This window comes from Patescibacteria group bacterium (assembly GCA_018897295.1).
Lineage (GTDB): Bacteria > Patescibacteriota > Minisyncoccia > RBG-13-40-8-A > RBG-13-40-8-A > JAHILA01.
The window spans coordinates 1-19,181 of sequence record JAHILA010000018.1; the positions used below are offsets into that span (position 1 = coordinate 1).

21 protein-coding genes and 1 tRNA gene are annotated in these 19,181 nt (G+C 35.0%); 5 read left to right on the plus strand and 17 right to left on the minus strand.

The features are described from left to right. The 7 genes from KKI21_02745 to lepB form a co-directional block, all read right to left on the minus strand. Nucleotides 1–249, minus strand: a 249-nt coding sequence (locus KKI21_02745) for a hypothetical protein (protein MBU4285117.1), incomplete at its 3' end; no start/stop codon positions are given. A 116-nt stretch (nucleotides 250–365) separates the two neighbouring features. Next, nucleotides 366–875 carry an NYN domain-containing protein gene (locus tag KKI21_02750; protein MBU4285118.1) on the minus strand — a complete coding sequence of 170 codons (510 nt, stop codon included), beginning with the start codon at nucleotides 873–875 and terminating at the stop codon, nucleotides 366–368. A gap of 54 nt (nucleotides 876–929) precedes the next feature. Further along, nucleotides 930–1,559 (minus strand): hypothetical protein, encoded by a 630-nt coding sequence (locus KKI21_02755; protein ID MBU4285119.1) that lies wholly within the window; start codon nucleotides 1,557–1,559, stop codon nucleotides 930–932. Nucleotides 1,560–1,588: 29 nt separating this feature from the next. Continuing rightward, nucleotides 1,589–2,077: a GatB/YqeY domain-containing protein gene (locus KKI21_02760; protein ID MBU4285120.1), complete on the minus strand. Its 489-nt coding sequence runs from the start codon at nucleotides 2,075–2,077 to the stop codon at nucleotides 1,589–1,591. 96 nt (nucleotides 2,078–2,173) lie between these two features. Next, entirely contained in the window at nucleotides 2,174–2,383 is a 210-nt protein-coding gene (locus KKI21_02765; protein MBU4285121.1) for a hypothetical protein, read from the minus strand. 6 nt (nucleotides 2,384–2,389) lie between these two features. Next, complete coding sequence (hisS, locus tag KKI21_02770) at nucleotides 2,390–3,718, minus strand: histidine--tRNA ligase (GenBank protein ID MBU4285122.1); 1,329 nt, start codon at nucleotides 3,716–3,718, stop codon at nucleotides 2,390–2,392. Between the two features lies 1 nt (nucleotide 3,719). Further along, on the minus strand, nucleotides 3,720–4,268 hold the full coding sequence (gene lepB, locus KKI21_02775) for a signal peptidase I (GenBank protein MBU4285123.1): 549 nt from the start codon (nucleotides 4,266–4,268) through the stop codon (nucleotides 3,720–3,722). A 61-nt stretch (nucleotides 4,269–4,329) separates the two neighbouring features. Here lepB and KKI21_02780 point away from each other — a divergent pair, with 61 nt between their 5' ends. From KKI21_02780 to KKI21_02800, 5 genes are all read left to right on the plus strand, one after another. Next, a complete protein-coding gene (locus tag KKI21_02780; GenBank protein MBU4285124.1) occupies nucleotides 4,330–5,328 on the plus strand; it encodes an LCP family protein in 999 nt (332 codons plus the stop codon). Continuing rightward, nucleotides 5,325–5,822: an aminoacyl-tRNA hydrolase gene (gene pth / locus KKI21_02785; protein ID MBU4285125.1), complete on the plus strand. Its 498-nt coding sequence runs from the start codon at nucleotides 5,325–5,327 to the stop codon at nucleotides 5,820–5,822. The genes KKI21_02780 and pth overlap by 4 nt, the downstream gene beginning before the upstream one ends. A gap of 189 nt (nucleotides 5,823–6,011) precedes the next feature. Continuing rightward, the gene (dprA, locus tag KKI21_02790) at nucleotides 6,012–6,878 is read left to right on the plus strand and encodes a DNA-processing protein DprA (protein MBU4285126.1); all 867 of its coding nucleotides are present in this window, start codon (nucleotides 6,012–6,014) and stop codon (nucleotides 6,876–6,878) included. Beyond that, the gene (gene topA / locus KKI21_02795; protein MBU4285127.1) at nucleotides 6,875–9,091 is read left to right on the plus strand and encodes a type I DNA topoisomerase; all 2,217 of its coding nucleotides are present in this window, start codon (nucleotides 6,875–6,877) and stop codon (nucleotides 9,089–9,091) included. The genes dprA and topA overlap by 4 nt, the downstream gene beginning before the upstream one ends. An 8-nt stretch (nucleotides 9,092–9,099) precedes the next feature. Continuing rightward, nucleotides 9,100–9,183 (plus strand) — tRNA-Leu (locus KKI21_02800). A 107-nt stretch (nucleotides 9,184–9,290) separates the two neighbouring features. Here the strand turns inward: KKI21_02800 and KKI21_02805 are convergent. The 10 genes from KKI21_02805 to KKI21_02850 all read right to left on the minus strand — a co-directional run bounded on the left by KKI21_02805 (nucleotide 9,291) and on the right by KKI21_02850 (nucleotide 19,176). After that, the gene (locus KKI21_02805; GenBank protein ID MBU4285128.1) at nucleotides 9,291–9,893 is read right to left on the minus strand and encodes a phosphoribosylglycinamide formyltransferase; all 603 of its coding nucleotides are present in this window, start codon (nucleotides 9,891–9,893) and stop codon (nucleotides 9,291–9,293) included. 7 nt (nucleotides 9,894–9,900) lie between these two features. Then, nucleotides 9,901–10,602, minus strand: a complete 702-nt coding sequence (locus KKI21_02810) for an ABC transporter ATP-binding protein (GenBank protein MBU4285129.1) — start codon at nucleotides 10,600–10,602, stop codon at nucleotides 9,901–9,903. A gap of 77 nt (nucleotides 10,603–10,679) precedes the next feature. Then, a complete protein-coding gene (locus KKI21_02815; GenBank protein MBU4285130.1) occupies nucleotides 10,680–11,804 on the minus strand; it encodes an ABC transporter substrate-binding protein in 1,125 nt (374 codons plus the stop codon). A gap of 9 nt (nucleotides 11,805–11,813) precedes the next feature. Then, complete coding sequence (locus tag KKI21_02820; protein ID MBU4285131.1) at nucleotides 11,814–12,926, minus strand: ABC transporter substrate-binding protein; 1,113 nt, start codon at nucleotides 12,924–12,926, stop codon at nucleotides 11,814–11,816. Between the two features lie 15 nt (nucleotides 12,927–12,941). Next, nucleotides 12,942–14,051 (minus strand): ABC transporter substrate-binding protein, encoded by a 1,110-nt coding sequence (locus tag KKI21_02825; GenBank protein ID MBU4285132.1) that lies wholly within the window; start codon nucleotides 14,049–14,051, stop codon nucleotides 12,942–12,944. Between the two features lie 62 nt (nucleotides 14,052–14,113). Further along, the gene (locus tag KKI21_02830; GenBank protein ID MBU4285133.1) at nucleotides 14,114–14,902 is read right to left on the minus strand and encodes an ABC transporter ATP-binding protein; all 789 of its coding nucleotides are present in this window, start codon (nucleotides 14,900–14,902) and stop codon (nucleotides 14,114–14,116) included. 1 nt (nucleotide 14,903) lies between these two features. Further along, on the minus strand, nucleotides 14,904–15,776 hold the full coding sequence (locus tag KKI21_02835; GenBank protein MBU4285134.1) for a branched-chain amino acid ABC transporter permease: 873 nt from the start codon (nucleotides 15,774–15,776) through the stop codon (nucleotides 14,904–14,906). A 9-nt stretch (nucleotides 15,777–15,785) separates the two neighbouring features. Then, nucleotides 15,786–16,904 carry an ABC transporter substrate-binding protein gene (locus KKI21_02840; GenBank protein ID MBU4285135.1) on the minus strand — a complete coding sequence of 373 codons (1,119 nt, stop codon included), beginning with the start codon at nucleotides 16,902–16,904 and terminating at the stop codon, nucleotides 15,786–15,788. Between the two features lie 14 nt (nucleotides 16,905–16,918). Next, nucleotides 16,919–18,043, minus strand: a complete 1,125-nt coding sequence (locus KKI21_02845; GenBank protein MBU4285136.1) for an ABC transporter substrate-binding protein — start codon at nucleotides 18,041–18,043, stop codon at nucleotides 16,919–16,921. A 14-nt stretch (nucleotides 18,044–18,057) separates the two neighbouring features. Continuing rightward, on the minus strand, nucleotides 18,058–19,176 hold the full coding sequence (locus KKI21_02850) for an ABC transporter substrate-binding protein (protein ID MBU4285137.1): 1,119 nt from the start codon (nucleotides 19,174–19,176) through the stop codon (nucleotides 18,058–18,060). Nucleotides 19,177–19,181: the final 5 nt, after the last annotated feature.

Consider the following 19,181-nt stretch of genomic DNA (forward strand, 5'->3'; position numbering starts at 1 on the left):
TAAATTTATCATTGAATCAAATTCAATCCAATCCTCATTTTGGTTATCAGGATAAATATTTACTCCCCACAAATTTTCATATTTTGAACCATTTTCAATCAATAACTCTTGTTCTTCAGAGTGCAATTCTCCGTCAACAGCTATAATTTCCTTTTCTATATCAACAACTATTTTAACTAAACTCTCAAACATCTTTTTTGACATTTCTTTCAATTCTTCTATTGTAATATAATCTATAATTATCTTCATAATTTACAAACCCTTGACACGCGATTTTTTTATATGCTACCATTTATAATGTGATAGCACTCTGGGGTGTCTTCGGACAGCCCCAGATTTTTTTATTTACAATAAATTTTATTAAACTATTGAGAAATTTCGTTTTTTATTTTTCGTAAATCAATATATTTGGCTCTTTCCAATAATTCACGGGCAATATGCCCTCGTGTAGACATAACAATAATTCTTCTTCCTTGTTTTTTGATTTTATCAATTGGCACAGAAAAATCACTATCACCAGACAATAAAATTGCCGTATCATATTTATCTATTAAGTCTACCATTTCAAATGCTAACTCCATATCAAGATTACCTTTATGTTTATCACGATGGTTGGCGATTTTTATTTTCTTAATCGCTTTTGTTCGCAAAACATAACCATTAATGTCTAGCATGTCCAAGAATTTTCTTTCACTTTCTCTATTCTCATCATAAGCAGCATAGATAAAACATTTTGTTTCTTCCCCACATTCTTTTTTAAAATATTTCATTAACTTTTCATAAGAAATTTTCCAACCCAACGTTTGCTGCGCATAGAAAGTATTCGCCGCATCGATAAATACATAAACTCTCCCCTTTGTAAACCCATTGATCATAATTTATTTATTTCAATTTTCATTTAGCTTGTCCCGTTAATTGCAAAGCAATTTTTACGGGATAAATTTAAAAGTGGAAAGAATTTGATTAACTAATTCTTCTATTTGTGTGCGGTTTTCTTGTTTAAAATTAACATTTAACATGTATCCATCGTTTTGTTTTTGGTTTCTCCAATTAATATTTATTATATTTCCATCGAATCCATACTGATATAAATAATTAATATTGCCTATTGTGCTGTCAATATTAATAGAACTTTGTGGTTTATAATTTTCCCAACCCCCAAAACCAATTGCGGGAATATTTATAATTAATGCAAGCTTAAAATCTTTATAATCATCATTACTTAATTCAATATTGGAATAATCTCTATACAATCCATTATCATTTTTGTATTCGTTTTTCACTATACTCATTGAATCAGGATATTTGAATTCAAATCCCTGAACTTCATTTGTATACATCTTCCAATCTTTAAATTCATCTGCTACTACGGGACATTCTGCAAATTCACAATTCTTGCCAATTCTACTAACCGTTGTTCCATCTGGACAAACTTTGGCTTCCTCAGTACACGCTGTTGGTTTATTCGAAACAAAATACCAAACACCGCCAGCGATAATAATTAAAACCAAAGCTCCAATAATGGCTATTATTGCAATTGATCCTTTTGAAAATTTCATATTGTTAATTTTATTAATTAATTGTCAACTTATTTTAATAATTCCCCGACAATTTTATTTACTACGGTGCCATCTGTCTTGCCTTTAACCTGCGGCATCACTGCTGACATTAATTTGCCAATATCCTTTGGTCCGGCTGCACCAGTATCTATAATTGCTTTTTTAACAATTTTCTTTACTGCATCTTCTGACATCTGTTCTGGTAGATACTTTTTTATAATTTCTAGTTCTTTTGTTTCTTTATCCACTAAATCCTGCCTATCCCCTTTTGTAAATTCTTCAATTGACTCTCTTCTTTTTTTTGCCTCGCCGGAAATAACGTCTATTATTTCTTCATCTGTTAATTTGCTTTCTTTTTCTAGTTTTTTAATATCTTTTTCTTGTTTGCTTAATTTTGTCCTTTTTTCTATTTCTTTGTTATAAATCACGGCATTAATCCCCCGTAATACCAATAACAGCAATTCTTCCTTATTAATCATTGCCTGTTTGATATCTTGATTTATTTTTTCCTTTAACATATAAATGTATTATTCGAATCTACGAATTGATATACGAATCTACAAATAATTCGTTGATTCGGATAAATATTCGCATCATTCGGATAATATTTATTATTATATTTTTCCGAATTTTTTAAGCCGCACTTTTTCTCTTCTTTTTGCCACTCTTTCTAAAGCATTTTTCCTTCGTATGGTCCTGCTCACGGGTTTTTCGCGAAATTGCGATTTTTTCGCTTTCATTAAAATGCCGCTTTCACGAACCTTTTGGCTAAAACGCCTCATTAAAGAAGAAACATTTTCTCTTGGTTTTTTTGTAACTTGCATGATTTTTTACTTGCCTAATCTTTTTTTAATTTCATTGATTGCTTTATCTAGTCTTATTGTTTCTTGGGCGCCTGTTTTCATATCTTTAATAATAATCATATCTTCCAACGCTTCTCTCTGGCCCATAATCAACGCCCATTCTACGCCTTCTTTATCCGCGACCTTTAATTGTGATTTGAGGCTTGGCTTGCTGAATGCCTCGCCGATTTTTATTCCCTTGTCCTGAAATTCTTCGAATAATTTCAGGCATTTTTTCTTTCCCATATCTCCCAATTGGATTAAAAATACTTTCGGCTTTTCTTTTTCAATAAGCTTTACATCTTGTTTTTTAATAACATTAATCAATCTTTCTATGCCTGCTGCCGCGCCTACTCCGGGAGTCGGCTTTCCTTTGAACATTTCAACCAGATTATCATATCTTCCTCCGCCCATTAACGCTCCTTGCGAAGATTCCTTGTTTTCTTCATAAAATTCAAAAACAGTCCTGGTATAATAATCTATCCCTCTCACTAATTGAGGATTCAGCTGGTACGGAATCTCTAAATCATCAAGAAATTCTAAAACTTCCTTGAAATGCTTATGGCAGTCATCGCAAAGATAGTCCAGTATTTGCGGCGCTTTAACAATCAATTTGCGGCACTTTTCGTTTTTACAATCAAGCATCCTTAAAGGATTTTCTTTATATCTCCTCTGGCAGTCCGAGCAAACACTTTTTAAATTCTGACGGTAATAATTAACCAGCGTTTTTCTGTATTTAGGAACACAGATTGAACAGCCGATGCTGTTTACATATAATGCATATCTCTTCAAATTTAATTTTTTCAAAATACTGATAAAGACCTGAATAATTCGTACATCGCTTACCGCGCTTTCGTCGCCGAGTATTTCCCAATTAATTTGATGAAATTGTCTGAAACGTCCGGCTTGTGGCTTGTCGTGACGGAAAAGCATGCCGGTTGTATAGAGTTTTACTGGCTGAGGCAAATTTTTCATCCCATGTTCAATATATGCTCTGACTATACCCGGAGTAAATTCAGGTCTTAATGCATAAAGTTCGTTATCTCCCTTTTTAAAAGTATACATTTCTTTCTGAACAATATCTGTTGTCTGTCCAGTGCCTCTTAAATATAAACGCGCATCCTCAAAAACCGGGATATCAATCCTTTTAAACCCGTAGCTTGATAAAACCTGGGATACAATTGCATAAATTTTTTCCCAATATTTCTGCTCTTCGGGCAGAATATCATGCGTGCCTCTCGGCGCCTGGATTTTTATTTTTGGAATTTTCGGTTTTCGGGGCTTACTTGGTCGCCCACGTTTCTTTTTTTTCTGCATATTAATTATTTAAAATACCTGCCCGGCTGAATGGCCATGCTCTCAACCATGCCCGGCCAATAATAAATTTTTTATCTACTTCTCCCCATTTTCTCGAATCTGAACTCGCCTGCCTATTATCTCCAAGTACGAAATATTCGTCCTCGGCTAATTTAATCTCGACACTACCAACAGTATCGATATCCTCTAAATACTCTGATTCGTCTAAAGCTTTTCCATTGATAAAAATTTTTCCGTCCTCAACTTTTATACTTTCACCCGGAAGTCCGATTACTCTTTTAATGAAAAATTGCGACGGGTCTAACGGATAACGAAAAATTACCACGTCGCCTCTTTCCGGCGCATCAAAGCGATAACTGATTTCATCAACAATCAGATAATCACCATCTTGGAAATTCGGCTCCATTGAAGCGCCATTAACAAAAAACGGCTGAATTAAGAAATAGCGGATGGGGATAATAATTGCCAGCGAAATAATGACAATTTTCAGTATTTCCCAAGTAAACTCCACTACCTCCCTGAATTTATTTTTGGGGGTTGTGTCTATCATAAATTTATTATATATGCTTCTCTGATAAAAATCAACCGCTAATTATGATATAATATAATTAATGAGTAATAATAGCAATTCAAAAAAGCTAATCGGATTCGGTACTTTGATTATTATCCTGATATTTTTAATTATAGCAGCGCCTAAATTGGGAATATCTTTAAAAAGAGAGATAATCATCATCAACAGAAACGCCAATACTTCAACTATTAATCTCGGCAATATTGGTTCATTGCTTCCCTTTCAAATAAAAGACAAAGACCGTGTAAATTTTCTGTTCTTGGGAATCCCGGGCCAAAGCAATCCTGCGCCGAAACTAACCGACACGATTCTTATTGTCAACAGCACTACAAAGGCGGAAAATCCCGTCGGTATTTCAATCCCCCGAGATTTGTTAGTCAAATATCCATCTGCCAACTGGCAGACTAAAATTAATGCTTTGTATCGGGAAGGCGGAATAGAAACAATTAAAACTGTAATTTCTGAAATTATTGGTTTAGAATCGAATTATTATCTGGTTTTGGATCTAGAGGGCGTGAAAAAATTAATTGATAAATTAGATGGCATAGATATTGATGTTGAAGAAGATATTTATGACTCTGCATTTCCAGCGCAGTATAATTCATATGAAACTTTCTCGCTTAAAAAGGGATTGCAACATTTGGACGGAGAAACTGCTTTGAAATACATCAGAACCAGAAATCAGCCGCAAGGAGATTTTTCCAGAATCAAAAGACAACAGCAAGTAATAGGCGCTTTAAAAAATAAAATTCTGTCTCTGAATTTCTTCTGGAATTTCCCGAAAATTTTGGGACTTTGGAGAATTCTGGAACAAAACTCCTCAACCAACATCGGCCTGATAGATATTAAATACGCTTGGAATCTGATTAAAAAAGCCAATTTAGATGAAATTAAATTTAATACCATTGCACCTCCTCTAGTCATATCCAGCACAGCAACTTTGGGAGGAGAAATTGCTTCGGTTCTTATTCCAAAATTGGGTTTAAATAATTATTCGGAAATTAGAGAATATATTAATCAATTGATAAATAATCCATGAAAACTTTAATTGTCGGACTTGGAAATCCAGAGAAAAAATACACAAAAACCCGACACAATATCGGGTTTAGAGTAATTGACTCCCTCGACTGCGCTCGGGACAAGGACATTATTTTATTGAAGCCTGATACTTTTATGAATAATTCCGGAAAAGCAGTCCAAGAACGCCTTGCTTATTATAAAATTCCTATCTCAAATCTAATTGTTATTCATGATGATATTGATTTATTGTTTGGTGATATTCGCGTAAGCAAAAATTCTTCATCTGCTGGCCACAAAGGCGTGCAATCAATTATTGATGAATTAAAAACAAAAGATTTTACTCGAGTTCGGATAGGAATTAATCCCAAATCCGAAGCACGAAATCCGAAATCCGAAACCGATACTACCGAATTTGTTTTAAAGAATTTTTCCAAAGACGAAGAAAAACAATTAAAAGGAATAATTAAAAAAGCGCTCGACGAAGTCAGCGCTCTCTTGGTCTCTTGTTCCTAGTCCTACCTGCGAGTGTTTTAAATTCTCTCGCATAAGCCAAAGAACCTAAAAGCTTTTGACTATCAACCAAATCAAGGAGGGTAGATTGGTTCTTGTCACTCATCAGGCAGGACCAGAAACACGAAACATCTAACTTTTATTCTAATACAAGCATAGCATAATGCCTTAAGTTTGTCAATAGGTATAGATATGGATATTAAAAAAATAACTATAGAGAATAAAGAGTATCCTGCTGTTCTGAAAGAAATCCACAATCCCCCGAAAGAACTCTATATTAAAGGAGAAATCATCAATCAGGATAAAGTAGCAGTGGCGATTGTCGGAACAAGAAGATATTCCCAATACGGAAAACAGGCCTGTCTTGACATTGCTGGGAAATTAGCTAAACTTGGGATTACAATTGTTTCCGGACTGGCAAAAGGCATTGATACATTCGCGCACCAGGCGGCTCTGGAAAATAACGGCAGGACAATCGCGGTTTTGGGAAGCGGAATGGATAGAAAAAGTTTTTCTCCTTCATGCAATTATGAATTAAGTGAAAAGATTGCCGAGCACGGCGCAGTAATTAGTGAATATCCAGAAGGAACAATGGGCGCAGTCTATACTTTTCCTCAAAGAAACAGGATTGTCAGTGGATTGAGTTTGGGCGTAGTGGTAATTGATGCGCCGGAAAAAAGCGGAGCGCTGATTACGGCCTCTCTTGCATTGGAACAGAATCGCGAAGTATTCGCTGTGCCGGGAAATATTTACGAAAACAATTCTCAAGGTACGAACCAATTAATTAAAATGGGGGCAAAACTAGTTACCCGCGTCGAAGATATTTTAGAAGAACTGAATCTCTCGCATTTATTAGAAAACACGGAAAAGAAAAAAATAAAACCAGAGAATAAAGAGGAAGAAATTATCCTTTCCATACTTTCTCTCCAGCCGATACATATTGATGAAATAATAAAACTCAGCAAATTATCAACTTCCGCAGTCAATTCTACATTAACAATTCTGGAGTTGAAAGAAGTAGTAAGAAATTTGGGCAAAAATAATTATATAATAAAATGAACCTAATTATCGTGGAGTCGCCGACCAAGGCGAAAACAATCAAACAATTTTTAGGCAAAGGATTCGAAGTCGAATCTTCTTTTGGGCATATGCGCGACTTGCCACAAAAAGAACTGGCTATTGATGTTGAAAATAATTTTGAGCCGAATTATGTAATCATACCCAAAGCGAAAAAAGTCGTCGCAGCGCTAAAAGAAAAAGCCAAAAAATCTCAAGAAGTAATACTCGCTACTGATGAAGACCGCGAAGGAGAAGCAATTGCCTGGCATTTAACCCAGGCCCTTAAATTGAAAAACCCGAAAAGAATTGTTTTCCACGAAATCACCAAAACCGCAATTGAAGAAGCCCTGAAGAATCCCCGCAACATTAATATGAATCTGGTTGATGCCCAGCAAGCAAGAAGGATTTTGGACAGATTGGTGGGCTATAAACTTTCTCCACTTTTATGGAAAAAAGTGGCTAGGGGTTTGTCTGCAGGCAGAGTTCAGTCCATCGTGGTGCGTTTAATTGTAGAAAGAGAAAAAGAAATTCAGGATTTTAAAATTGAAGAATACTGGGAAATTTCCGGTGATTTTAAAACTCCAAGAAATGAAAATTTTTCAGCCAAATTGCAAAAAATAGATAATAAAGTAATAGATAAACTAGAAATTAAATCCCGAAAAGAGGCTGAAGCACTTTTAGAAATTTTGTCCAAAAAAGATTATTATATTGCCGATATAGTCAAAAAAGAAATCACGCGCAATCCCCTACCTCCATTTACAACTTCTACTTTGCAGCAGGAAGCAAACCGCAAATTGGGATTTTCTGCAAAACAAACCATGATAACTGCCCAGCAATTATATGAAATGGGGTTCATTACCTACATGAGAACCGATTCTCTGAATTTATCGCAGAAATTCATCAGCGAAGCGGCGAATTACATTAAAACCAATTTGGGCAATAATTATCTGGAAACTAGGAATTTTAAAACCAAAAATAAAACTGCCCAAGAAGCTCACGAAGCAGTCAGGCCCACTGAAATTAACAGGACTCCGGAACAGTTAAAAAACACTTCAAATAAAACCCATTTTAAACTTTACCAATTGATATGGCAGAGGGCAATTTCCAGCCAGATGAGTTCGGCTAAAATCGATGCTACCTCAGTTGATATTAACAACAAAGACGACAAATATACCTTTAAAATAAACGGGCAGATTATAAAATTCGACGGATTTTTGAAATTTTATCCTACTTCTGCCAAAGAAGAAATCCTGCCTGAAATGAAAAAAGGAGAAGACGTAAATTGCATTAAACTAAATCCAATGCAAAAATTTACCCAGCCACCAGCACGTTATTCTGACGCTACTTTGGTAAAAACACTGGAAGAAAAAGGCATTGGCCGTCCATCAACTTATGCGCCCACTATTTCTACGGTTATTGAACGCGGATACGCTATGAGAACCGAAAACAAACGCTTAAAACCAACTGACATTGCTTTTGTTGTTAATAATCTTCTAATGGAACATTTTTCCAATATAGTTGATTATGACTTTACTGCTAAAATGGAAAATGATTTGGATGAAATTGCCGATGGCAAACAGCAATGGCAAGAAACTTTAAAAACTTTTTATAAACCCTTTAGCCAAAATCTGGAAATAAAACAAAAAGAATTGAACAAGAAAGAAATCACCGAAGAGAAAACGGATAAAATATGCGAGAAGTGCGGAAAACCGATGATAATCAAAATCGGAAAGTTTGGAAAGTTCCTGGCTTGCTCCAATTATCCGACTTGCAAAAATACCAAAAAACTGGATATTAATGGCGAGGAAATCATAAAAGAAAAACCACAGATATTGGATGAAAAATGCCCGGAGTGCGGGGCAAATCTAGTTATACGGCATGGGAGATATGGTTCGTTTAAGGGTTGTTCCAAATATCCTACATGCAAATACATTAAAAAAGAAGAACAAAAAGATTTGAATCTTAAATGCCCAAAATGCGAGACAGGCCTGCCTGCCGGTAGGCAAGGAAAGATAACCATAAAAAGAAGCAGAAAAGGAATATTTTACGGTTGCGACCAATATCCTAAATGCGATTTTGCTTTTTGGGGCAAACCCTTACCCGGAAAGCAGGCAGGTACTTACGAAAAATGCCCGAATTGCGGTTTCCCGCTTGTCAAAACACAAAAAGATAAGGTAAAATGCAGTAATAAAGATTGCGATTTTATAAAATAGCAAATAGCGCCGCTGTGGTGAAATTGGCAAACACGCAGCACTCAAAATGCTGTGAGCGCAAGCTCTTGACGGTTCAACTCCGTCCAGCGGCACTAGAAGACTCCCTGCCCGCCATTGCAAGCAAGGCGTTGCAGGCGGGCCTCCCCGGGCACAAAAAATAATCCCGATAAATCGGGATTATTTTTTATTCTCTAAAATTTTATTTTTCAATCTTCACCTTTCTTCCCTCAATTTTTAGCTTATCCTCACAAAATAATTTAACTGCTTCGGGAAGCGCCTGATGTTCAATTTCAAGTCCACGCTCTTTAAAAGATTCCAAAGTGTCGTTTTCTTTAATTGGATTTATTTTTTGGATAATTATCGGGCCAGTATCAACTCCCTCATCAACAAAATGCACTGTGCATCCGCCAACCTTACACCCGTAATTAAACGTATCGCCATAGCCGTCTGTTCCCGGAAATGCCGGTAAAAGCGCTGGATGTATATTAATCAATCTGTATTTGTATTTATTTACAAAAAGAGGAGTTAGAACACGCATATATCCAGCCAAAACCACTAAATCAACATTATTCTTTTCTAATATATCAATTATTTTTTGTTCATGTTCCTCGCGCAAAATTCCTTTATGGTCAATAAAGTGTGTTGGGATTCCAGCTTGTTTTGCCCTTTCTAAGCCAAAAGCATCGGATTTATTAGAAATTACTGCAACAATGTTTGCATTTATATTTCCTGCTTTTGCCTCATCAATAATCGCCTGCAAGTTTGTGCCGTTGCCTGAAATTAGTATTGCTATATTTTTCATATGATTTTTATCCTCCAAAATAAATATTTTTTATTCTATCATTGTTTAAAATCTCTTTGCCACCAGTTAAAGCAATTTTGCCGTCCTCTAAAACATAAATTCTATTAGCGATTTCTGCTGCTTGCTTGGCATTTTGCTCAACAATAATTATGGCGATTCCTTCCTTGTTTATTTCAACAATTTTATCAAAAACCTCTTTCATTGCCTTGGGCGATAAACCCAATGACGGTTCATCTAGTAAAAGCAATTCCGGGTCCTGAATCAACGCACGGCCAATTGCCAACATCTGTTGCTGACCTCCGGATAAATTCATAGCATAATCGGCTTGCCTGTTTTTTAAAAATGGAAATTTATTAAAAACATCTTCTATGTTTCTGTTCAGTAATTGATGGTCTTCCATAATATAAGCGCCCATTTCCAGATTTTCTTTAATCGTTAAAGTGGCAAAAACCTGCCTGCCTTGGGGCACATAATTAACGCCTTCGTGAATTAAATAATGAGTTGGAAGCTTAGTAATGTCTTTGTCCTTAAAAATAATCTTGCCTGAATAAATTTCGCATAAGTTAAATATGCTCTTTAAAAGAGTTGACTTTCCCGAACCATTGGGCCCGATAATGGCCACAATTTCTCCGGTTTTCACTTCCAAATCAACATCATGCAACACCTCCATTCCGTCATATCCAGATTTTAGATTTTGGATTTTTAACATAATTTATTCCTCATACGGCATTTATCCCGTTAGAAACTTTAGTTTTCTAATGGGACAAACTGACCGCATTAAACGATTTATTGACTCAATTCTATCGGTTTTCCGTCAACAACTTTTTTAACGATATAGTGTATACCTATAACATCTCCGTTTTTATCAAAACGATAATTACCAATAATCCCCTTATATTCCGGCATATTATACAAAAAATCCTTTATGCAGTCCGTATCTTCACTACATCTTTTTATGGCATTTTTTAATATATAAACCGAATCATATCTTGCTCCTATAATATATTCGTTAGCTGGCTCTCCATATTTTTGTTTATAATTATTTAAAAATTCTACTGCTTGAAGATTATTTTTACTTAATCCCGGCGCATCAGAAAAAATAATTCCATTTGCTGCAACTCCCGCAGCATTTAATGCATCATCTCCACTAAATACAATTACACTATATAGAGGTATTTCTACCCCCATCTCTCTAATTTGTTTTGCTGCTAATCCTCCGGAAATACCAGATTGACAGTTAATAAATATAGCCTCTGGATTTTTTGCTTTTATTTTTAAAATCTGGGTACGATAATCTTTTTCATTGGGATTATAGGTTTCTTTTACAAGAACATTGCCTCCCAATTTTTGAAATTCCTGCTCAAAGACATTTTCAAGGGTTTGAGAATACTCGGTATTCTCTACTAATGAAGCTACTGTTTTTTCTCTTATCATTTTTGCTACATCTCTACCACCATCCAGATCGCTTACCATATTTCTAAACACATAATCTCCTATCTCTGTAATATCTGGGCTTGAGGCAAATGAAGAGAATAGTATTACTTTTTCTGCTTGCGTAATAGGCGCGGCGCCAAGAGTCTCTCCGCTACAAGCTCCGCCAAGAATTATCTTCACCTTGTCAATATTTATTAATTTTTGAGCCGCTGTTGCGGCTTCCTTTCCATTGCATTTCCCATCTTCATAAATGACCTCTACTTTCTTGCCATTAATTCCTCCTTTTAAATTTATTTCACTGATGGCTAATTTAACTGCATTTTTTTCTGATTGACCATAAGACGCAACATCCCCAGTTAACGGTCCAATAAATCCTATCTTTATCGCCCCCTTTTCTGTGGGCTCATAGAACACGATAATTAAAATAACTATCACTAAAACCACTACACCTAATATGATCTTTGTATTTTTTGTCATAATTTTTTATTATTTTAACTTTATAACTTTTCCACCTTTTATTATTTTGACAGCTATATTTTTTATAAAATCTCCATTTTTATCAACGCTTAATAGTCCCGTAACACCCTGCCAGTTTTTTACCTTATATAATTCATCTTTTACGCAATCTATTTTTATAGATTTGCATTTATTTTCTATAATATCAAATAACAACATTAAACTTTCATAGCTCTGGGCAGCAAAAACATTTGGGTCCTCTCCATATTTTATCTTATATCTATCCCAAAATCCCTGATTAATTGAGGGGTCAAAATCTACTTCAGTAAAAATAATTCCCTCACTAAGTTCTCCTGCATTATTTAAAAAATCAGGATTATTAACTACTTTATTTGCCACTATCGGTTTCGTTAAACCCAACTCCTTGGCCTGTTTCAAAAAATTTAAATCACTGTCTATTAGTAAATCGACCATTATAACATCAATTTTATTTTCTTGCTTTTTTAATTTTTCTATAACAGTCCTGTAATCCGATTCAGAAAGCACTCCTTCGGCAATAATTTCGGACATGCCTAAATTTGAAGATAGGGTTTCTCTAAAAAATTTTTCACCCTCAACAGAGAAGTCATTATCTTTCATAAATACCATGGCTACGTTTTTATAATCATAATTTTCTTTTAAATAACTAAAAAGCACAGTTAATTCTTGTTTTACATCTGGATGATTTCTAAAAACATAATCTCCGGCATAACTTAACGAAGGGGCCGCGGATCCCGTTGATATAATAATTGATTTCTCTTGCTCTGCTAACGGTGCAACTGCCAAAGCACCGGTTGAGCATACCGGGCCAACAATTATTTTTGCACCATTTATATCTACAATTTTTCTATAAGCACTTACAGCATTTTCTCCCAAACAAACATCATCTTCAATAATCACTTCTAAATTAATACCTTTCCCCTTAAGTTCTTCTGATGCCAACAAAAAACCATTTTTTGCTCTCTCACCCAAAGCAGCAGCTTTCCCAGTCAGTGGACCAATAAATCCAATCTTTATCGTCCCTTTTGATGCGGGTTTATAAAATACAGCGACTGCGATGATAATTATTATGACAACTATAATCGGAATCCAAATTTTTTTCATAAGTTCTATATTTAATTAATTACTTTCATACGGCACAAACTGACCGTTTTTGACAGTTTTAATGATAAATTCTTTGGCAATAATCCTTCCGTTGTCATCAAAAGAAATAGTATTAGAAATCCCCGGAAAGTCCTTTATACTTCTTAAATAGTCTGATATTTCTTCTGGGGTCTGTTTACCCGCCTTTAATGCCTTAATAATAAGTTGAGCAGAATCATAAGCATATGCAGATGAAGGCGATGGAATAGAGTTAAACATTTTCATATAATCTTCGGCAAATTTGATTTCTTTGAGGCCAATACTTATATATCCATAAATAGTACCTTCTACTTCGGGATACGCCTGCACAAGGTCTGGAATTTCTGTTCCGGAACTAGAATATAATGTTAAATTTAAGTCTAGCTCTTTTGCCTGTTTAGAAAACGCGCCCTGGCTAGGATAAAACGCGAATGTACCATAAATCGCATCTATTTTTAGTTTTTTAATTTGCAATATAATTGTTTTAAAATCTTTCTCGTCCGGATTAACTGGAAATTCTTTAACTATATTAATATCTTTTAGTTTTACTTGTTCAACAAAATTATCTCTTACTAACTGAGAAAAATCATTCAAACTATATATTAAAGCAACATTTTTAATCCCCTTCTTTTGCATGAGACTCACTATTGGTTCAACCTCGTGTTTTTCTGTAGGCCAAACATCAAAAAAATATGGGTTCGGTTCAGATACAACCCCCGCAGACGGAGAAATCATTAAAACATTAAATTGTTTCGCCAACGGACTAGCAAGTTGACCAAACCATGTAGGACCAATAATAATTTTCACCCCATCAATATTTATAAGTTTTTGAATTGCATTAGTTGTTTTGGGAAAATCTGTTCCGCCGTCTTCTATTACTAATTCAATTTTTCTTCCATTAAGCTCGTTTTTAGAATTTTCTTCGTTTACAGCCATTAATGCACCGTTCATTTCTCCTGTGCCCCAAAAAGCTCCTGCGCCGGTTAAATGAAATAATCCACCAATCTTAATCGTCCCTTTTTCTATTGGTTTATAAAATACAGCTATCAATATAATAACTACTACTAAAACTACTATACCTAAAATTATTTTTGTTTTTTTGTTCATGGATTTTTATTAATTATTAATCTTTTATTTATATTACAGTACTTTCAAAAAAAATCAAATAATTATTCTCCTAAATATGCCTCCAATACTTTTAAGTTAGTTTTTATTTGGGCTGGATTTCCCTCAGCAATGACTTTACCCTCGTCCATCACAATAACTTTATCAGCAATATTTAAAGTAAAATTCATATCGTGCTCAATCAGTAAAATTGTCTCACCGTCTTCTCTTAATTTTAGCAATATTTTGGCGATTTCTTGGCGCAGCTTAGGATTTACTCCACCCACTGGTTCGTCCAGCATCAATAATTTATGGGAATTTAAAATAGTTCTTGCTAATTCAACTAATCTTTTCTGGCCGAAGCTTAAATCTCTGGACAATTTATTGGAAAACTTCTCCATATCAACCATTTCCAGCATTGCTTTTGCTTTCTTTTCCTTGTCCTCCGTAGCTTTAGCGAAGGAGGATTTGTTCCATATTCCCGCAAGCAAATTTTTCCAGAATTTTTCATCTTCATTGTCTAAAACTATCAAAAGGTTTTCCATAACAGTTAAATTTCCGAACAATCTGCTTTGCTGAAAAAGACGGGAAATGCCCAAACGAGCAATTTTTTCTGGGTTCAGATTAGTAATATCTATATTGTCTCCGCCCGAGGCGGATCGGCCCTGGGCCGAAAAAATTATCTTTCCTTTTTCTGGCTTCAAAATACCGGAAATCAGATTAAAAACCGTTGTCTTCCCCGAACCATTGGGCCCAATCAAAGCAGTAATGGTTTTTTCTTGAACTTCAAAATCGCAGTCATCAACTGCTTTTACCCCGCCGAAATGTTTTTTTAGATTTTTAACTTCTAGCATATTATTCTAAATCAAACTTTCCATAAAATCCTCTAGGTTTATAGATTAAAATTAAAAGCAAGAATAGAGCATAAAGAATTTGTCTGGCTGGACCGATAATTGATGAGGGAAATCCAATAAATCTTAATGGTTCGGGCAATAAAGTCAAAATTATTGTGGCGATAATCGTTCCTTTTAAAGATGCTAATCCACCGATAATCACAATCGCCACAACCGGAATCAACTGCATTAATGTAAAGGACGACGGATCAATAAAAGTAATGTAATGGGCATATAAAGAACCAGCAATGCCAGCAAAAAACGCAGAAATTCCCAAAGCATAACTTTTCATTTTAAAAGAATTTTTGCCTATTACTCTGGCTGCCAATTCATCGTCCCTGATTGCTTCTAAAACCTTGCCAAACGGAGATTTAGTGATACGGTTAATAATAAAATAAGAAATTGCGGCAATAATCAGTGTTAAGATTAAAAAACTTAAATTATCGGAAAAAACAAATCCGAACAAACTCGGTTTAGGAATTCCCGGCAAACCCAATGGCCCACGAGTTAAGCTGGTCCAGTTCAAAGCAACAGCGTAAATCACAAAAGAAAATCCCAAAGTAGCCAAAGCCAAATAATCACCTTTAATTTTATTCGTTGGAATAGCAAGCAGAAATCCAAAAAGCATTGCTCCAATGCCGGCTAAAATAATACAAATCCAAAAAGGCCAACCAGCTAAAGCCAGTAAAGCCGAAACATACGCACCAACTGCGTAAAAAGCAATATGGCCAAGATTAAATAATCCGGTAAACCCCACTGCCAATTGCATCGCAATCGCCAGAATGACATAAATCCCGATTAAGATTAGCAAATGAATTAAATAAGCAGAAAACATATTTATTATTTATTCTTCATACGGCACAACATGACCATCTTTAATTATAAAAGTTGCCATTTCTGGATTTAATAAATCTCCATTTTCGTCAAAGGTTATATCCCCCGAAACCCCTTCGTAATCTCTAACTTTATATAACTCATCTTTAACGGCCATACTGTTTACCCCTGCTTTTTTGAGGGCATTAGCTAATATCTTAACCAAGTCATAGGCCTGTGGTGAGCAGACAATTACCTTGTCAGAACCAGTTTTTTGTAGGAATTTTGACTGAAACTCATTAAGTTTCGCGGATTCAGGAGTGGTTACTTTTACATACATCGCTCCTTCAACCAAATTACCCAATTCTTGCCACAATCCCGGATTATCCCATAAAGCTCCGCCAATAACCGGTAAGTTAATCCCTAATTCCACCATCTGTCTGAAACCAGCTTTAGTATTAGCTGGATCACCTAAAAAGAAAATAATCTCCGCGTCAGTGTCTTTAATTTTTACTAATTGAGTCCTTAAATCAATTGCCTCTTTGCTAAATCCCTCTTCTATAACTATATCTCCGCCCAATTGATCTAAGGTTTTATTAAATGCCTCTTTTAAACTTAAACCCCAATCGGTTTGAGTATAAAGAATAGCCACCTTCTTTAATCCTAATTCATTATAAACAAACTGAGCGGCGTATTTCCCTTGGTCAACATCAGAAGCCATATTTCTAAAAATATAATCTCCGGCATTAGTCACTGCCGGATTTGAGCTACAAGGTGATAATAATAACACATTTGACTGTTCGGCAATCGGCGCCACCGGTAAAACTTCATAGGTTATACCAACAATCATTATCGGAACCTTATCAATATTGATGAGTTTATTGGCAGCAGTAACTGCTTCATCTCCCTCGGTTTTACTATCTTCATAAATTATCTCTAACATTCTTCCATTTACTCCACCGATGGAATTAATCTCATCCACAGCTAATTCAATAGCATTCTGCATACCTTCACCAAGAAAACTAACTTGACCGGTCAACGGCAAAATCGCTCCAATCTTAATCGTCCCTTTCGGTGCTGGTTTATAGAATACCGCAATTACAATGATAATGATTATGACAACTATAATCGGTATCCAATTTTTTTTCATAAATTCTTGTTTAATTAATTATTTTCATACGGCACAAACTGGCCGTTTTTGATGGTTTTGAAAGTTATGGGTTTAATTACGTCTCCGTTTTGATCAAACGTAGTCAACCCTCCAACGCCCGGATAATCTTTAATTTTATATAATTCTTCTTTTATACATATTGTATTTTCTCCACAAGATTTTAAAACTAAAGCAATAATTTTTAATGCATCATAAGAATTAGCTGCTAAGGCCTCGCTTTTAACTCCGTAATTCTTCTCATACTGTTTCTGATAATCGGCAATTGCAGGATTATTAGGATCAAATGCCGGATAAGTATAAATTATTCCATCGCTCAAAGGTGGTTTTACTAAATCAAAAAATTCTTTTGCTTCTATTCCGGTAGAGGCAAATATCGGTAAATTAATTCCAAACTCTTTTGTCTGTTTTACTATTTCTCCCATTTCCGAAACATAACCAGCCATATAAATTGCATTAGAATTGCTATTTTTTATTTTGGTTAAAATTGTACGAAAATCTGTTTCTCCTTTTGTATAATGTTCAGCTCCAACAATTTCCCCTTTCAATTCTTCAAATTTTTTGGTAAACCCTGCTTCATAACTTAATCCATTTTCAGAATTTACCGCAATAATAAAAGCTTTTTTAATGCCAAGTTCATTAATAACAAACCCAGCCATTTTTTCTCCATGCAAAGTTCCGCTTTCCCTATTTCGAAAAATATAATCACCGGCATTAGTAATATCGGCACCACTGGCCATTGGAGTAAAAAGTATAACTTTTGCCTTTTCAGCTATTGGAGCAGCGCCCAGAACAGCATTTGAACTAGCAAAACCAATTATTACTGAAACTTTATCAACATTAATTAATTTAGTTGTCGCTGTTACTGCTTCGTTTGTTTCGCTTTTACCATCTTCATAGATAATTTCTAATTTTCTCCCTTTAATACCGCCGTTGGAATTGATTTCCTCCAATGCAAGATTTAAGCCATTTTTTAAATAATTACCATAAACCGACAATTTTCCTGATAAATCAGCAACAATTCCAATCTTAATCGTCCCTTTTGGCGCTGGTTTATAAAATACCGCAATTACAATGATAATGATTATTACAACTATAATCGGTATCCAATTTTTTTTCATAAATTCTTGTTTAATTAATTATTTTCATACGGCACAAACTGGCCGTTTTTGATGGTTTTAATAATAATTGGCTTAATCGCATCTCCATTCTGATCAAATGAAGTTGTACCACTTACTCCTGGATAATCTCGAATATTATATAGTGCATCTTTTACGCATATAGGATTTCCGTCATGACAATTTTCCTTAATAATTTTTGCTAATATCATTATACAGTCATAAGCCTGGGCGGCAAATATGGTTGGATTCTTACCGAATTTTTCTGTATATAAATCCCAGAACCTTGGATCAATATTTCTTCCAAAATCTGTTACAGCAAAGATAATGCCCTCTGATAAATTACCCACGGCTTCTGAGAATTTTGTATCTGTTACAAAGCCATCCTCTGCCAATATCTGGAAAGACATTCCTAATTCGTTCATCTGTTTTATAATGAGCCCTGCTTGAGGCATTAACCCTCCTATATAAATCGCCTCTGGCTTTCCCGCCTTTATTTTTATAAGTTGGGTTTTAAAATCTGTTGTATCATTACCAAATCCTTCTCTACTCAAAACATTCTTCCCCTCGTTAATAAATTTATCTGTTATTATCTTATCTCCTAATGTATAGGCGGAACTGGATTGATCATAAATTGTTGCTATAGAATTAAATTTTTGGACCGCAAATTCGGCCAGCTTCCCGGTTTTTTGGCTCATTGTAACATGATCTCTAAAGATAAAATCGCCTGCCTGGGTTATTTCATCAGCAGCACTTCCAGGAGTTATCAAAACTATCCCTTCCTGTTCTGCTAATGGCGCAATGGCCAATGTGCTCGGAGAACAAATAGCTCCTATTACAAGTTTTGCCCCCTTCAGAGTAAGTTCACGATAACCCGACACAGCCTCTTTAGCATCACATTTCTCATCCGCAAATATTACTTCTATCTTTATTTTGCTGTTTTGATTTAATTTCTCCAATGCCAAATTTATTGCTTGTTTTGCGTCCTCGCCTAAATTTGTAGCCTTTACGGTTAATGGCAAAATCGCGCCTATCTTAATCGTCCCCTTCGGTGCGGATTTATAAAATACTGCCACCAATACAATAACGATTATTATAATAACTATTCCTCCTATTATTTTTGTTGTTTTGTTCACAAGTT

What these genes read in the sequence shown, in the direction of transcription:
- KKI21_02760 (MBU4285120.1), bottom strand. Translation starts at nt 2,077, where the DNA reads ATGTTAAAGGAAAAAATAAATCAAGATATCAAACAGGCAATGATTAAT.
- KKI21_02845 (MBU4285136.1), bottom strand. Translation starts at nt 18,043, where the DNA reads ATGAAAAAAAATTGGATACCGATTATAGTTGTAATAATCATTATCATT.
- KKI21_02805 (MBU4285128.1), bottom strand. Translation starts at nt 9,893, where the DNA reads ATGAAAAATATAGCAATACTAATTTCAGGCAACGGCACAAACTTGCAG.
- hisS (MBU4285122.1), bottom strand. Translation starts at nt 3,718, where the DNA reads ATGCAGAAAAAAAAGAAACGTGGGCGACCAAGTAAGCCCCGAAAACCG.
- KKI21_02780 (MBU4285124.1), top strand. Translation starts at nt 4,330, where the DNA reads ATGAGTAATAATAGCAATTCAAAAAAGCTAATCGGATTCGGTACTTTG.
- KKI21_02840 (MBU4285135.1), bottom strand. Translation starts at nt 16,904, where the DNA reads ATGAAAAAAAATTGGATACCGATTATAGTTGTCATAATCATTATCATT.
- KKI21_02825 (MBU4285132.1), bottom strand. Translation starts at nt 14,051, where the DNA reads ATGAACAAAAAAACAAAAATAATTTTAGGTATAGTAGTTTTAGTAGTA.
- KKI21_02755 (MBU4285119.1), bottom strand. Translation starts at nt 1,559, where the DNA reads ATGAAATTTTCAAAAGGATCAATTGCAATAATAGCCATTATTGGAGCT.
- pth (MBU4285125.1), top strand. Translation starts at nt 5,325, where the DNA reads ATGAAAACTTTAATTGTCGGACTTGGAAATCCAGAGAAAAAATACACA.
- KKI21_02815 (MBU4285130.1), bottom strand. Translation starts at nt 11,804, where the DNA reads ATGACAAAAAATACAAAGATCATATTAGGTGTAGTGGTTTTAGTGATA.
- KKI21_02835 (MBU4285134.1), bottom strand. Translation starts at nt 15,776, where the DNA reads ATGTTTTCTGCTTATTTAATTCATTTGCTAATCTTAATCGGGATTTAT.
- topA (MBU4285127.1), top strand. Translation starts at nt 6,875, where the DNA reads ATGAACCTAATTATCGTGGAGTCGCCGACCAAGGCGAAAACAATCAAA.
- lepB (MBU4285123.1), bottom strand. Translation starts at nt 4,268, where the DNA reads ATGATAGACACAACCCCCAAAAATAAATTCAGGGAGGTAGTGGAGTTT.
- KKI21_02765 (MBU4285121.1), bottom strand. Translation starts at nt 2,383, where the DNA reads ATGCAAGTTACAAAAAAACCAAGAGAAAATGTTTCTTCTTTAATGAGG.
- dprA (MBU4285126.1), top strand. Translation starts at nt 6,012, where the DNA reads ATGGATATTAAAAAAATAACTATAGAGAATAAAGAGTATCCTGCTGTT.
- KKI21_02750 (MBU4285118.1), bottom strand. Translation starts at nt 875, where the DNA reads ATGATCAATGGGTTTACAAAGGGGAGAGTTTATGTATTTATCGATGCG.
- KKI21_02820 (MBU4285131.1), bottom strand. Translation starts at nt 12,926, where the DNA reads ATGAAAAAAATTTGGATTCCGATTATAGTTGTCATAATAATTATCATC.
- KKI21_02830 (MBU4285133.1), bottom strand. Translation starts at nt 14,902, where the DNA reads ATGCTAGAAGTTAAAAATCTAAAAAAACATTTCGGCGGGGTAAAAGCA.
- KKI21_02810 (MBU4285129.1), bottom strand. Translation starts at nt 10,602, where the DNA reads ATGTTAAAAATCCAAAATCTAAAATCTGGATATGACGGAATGGAGGTG.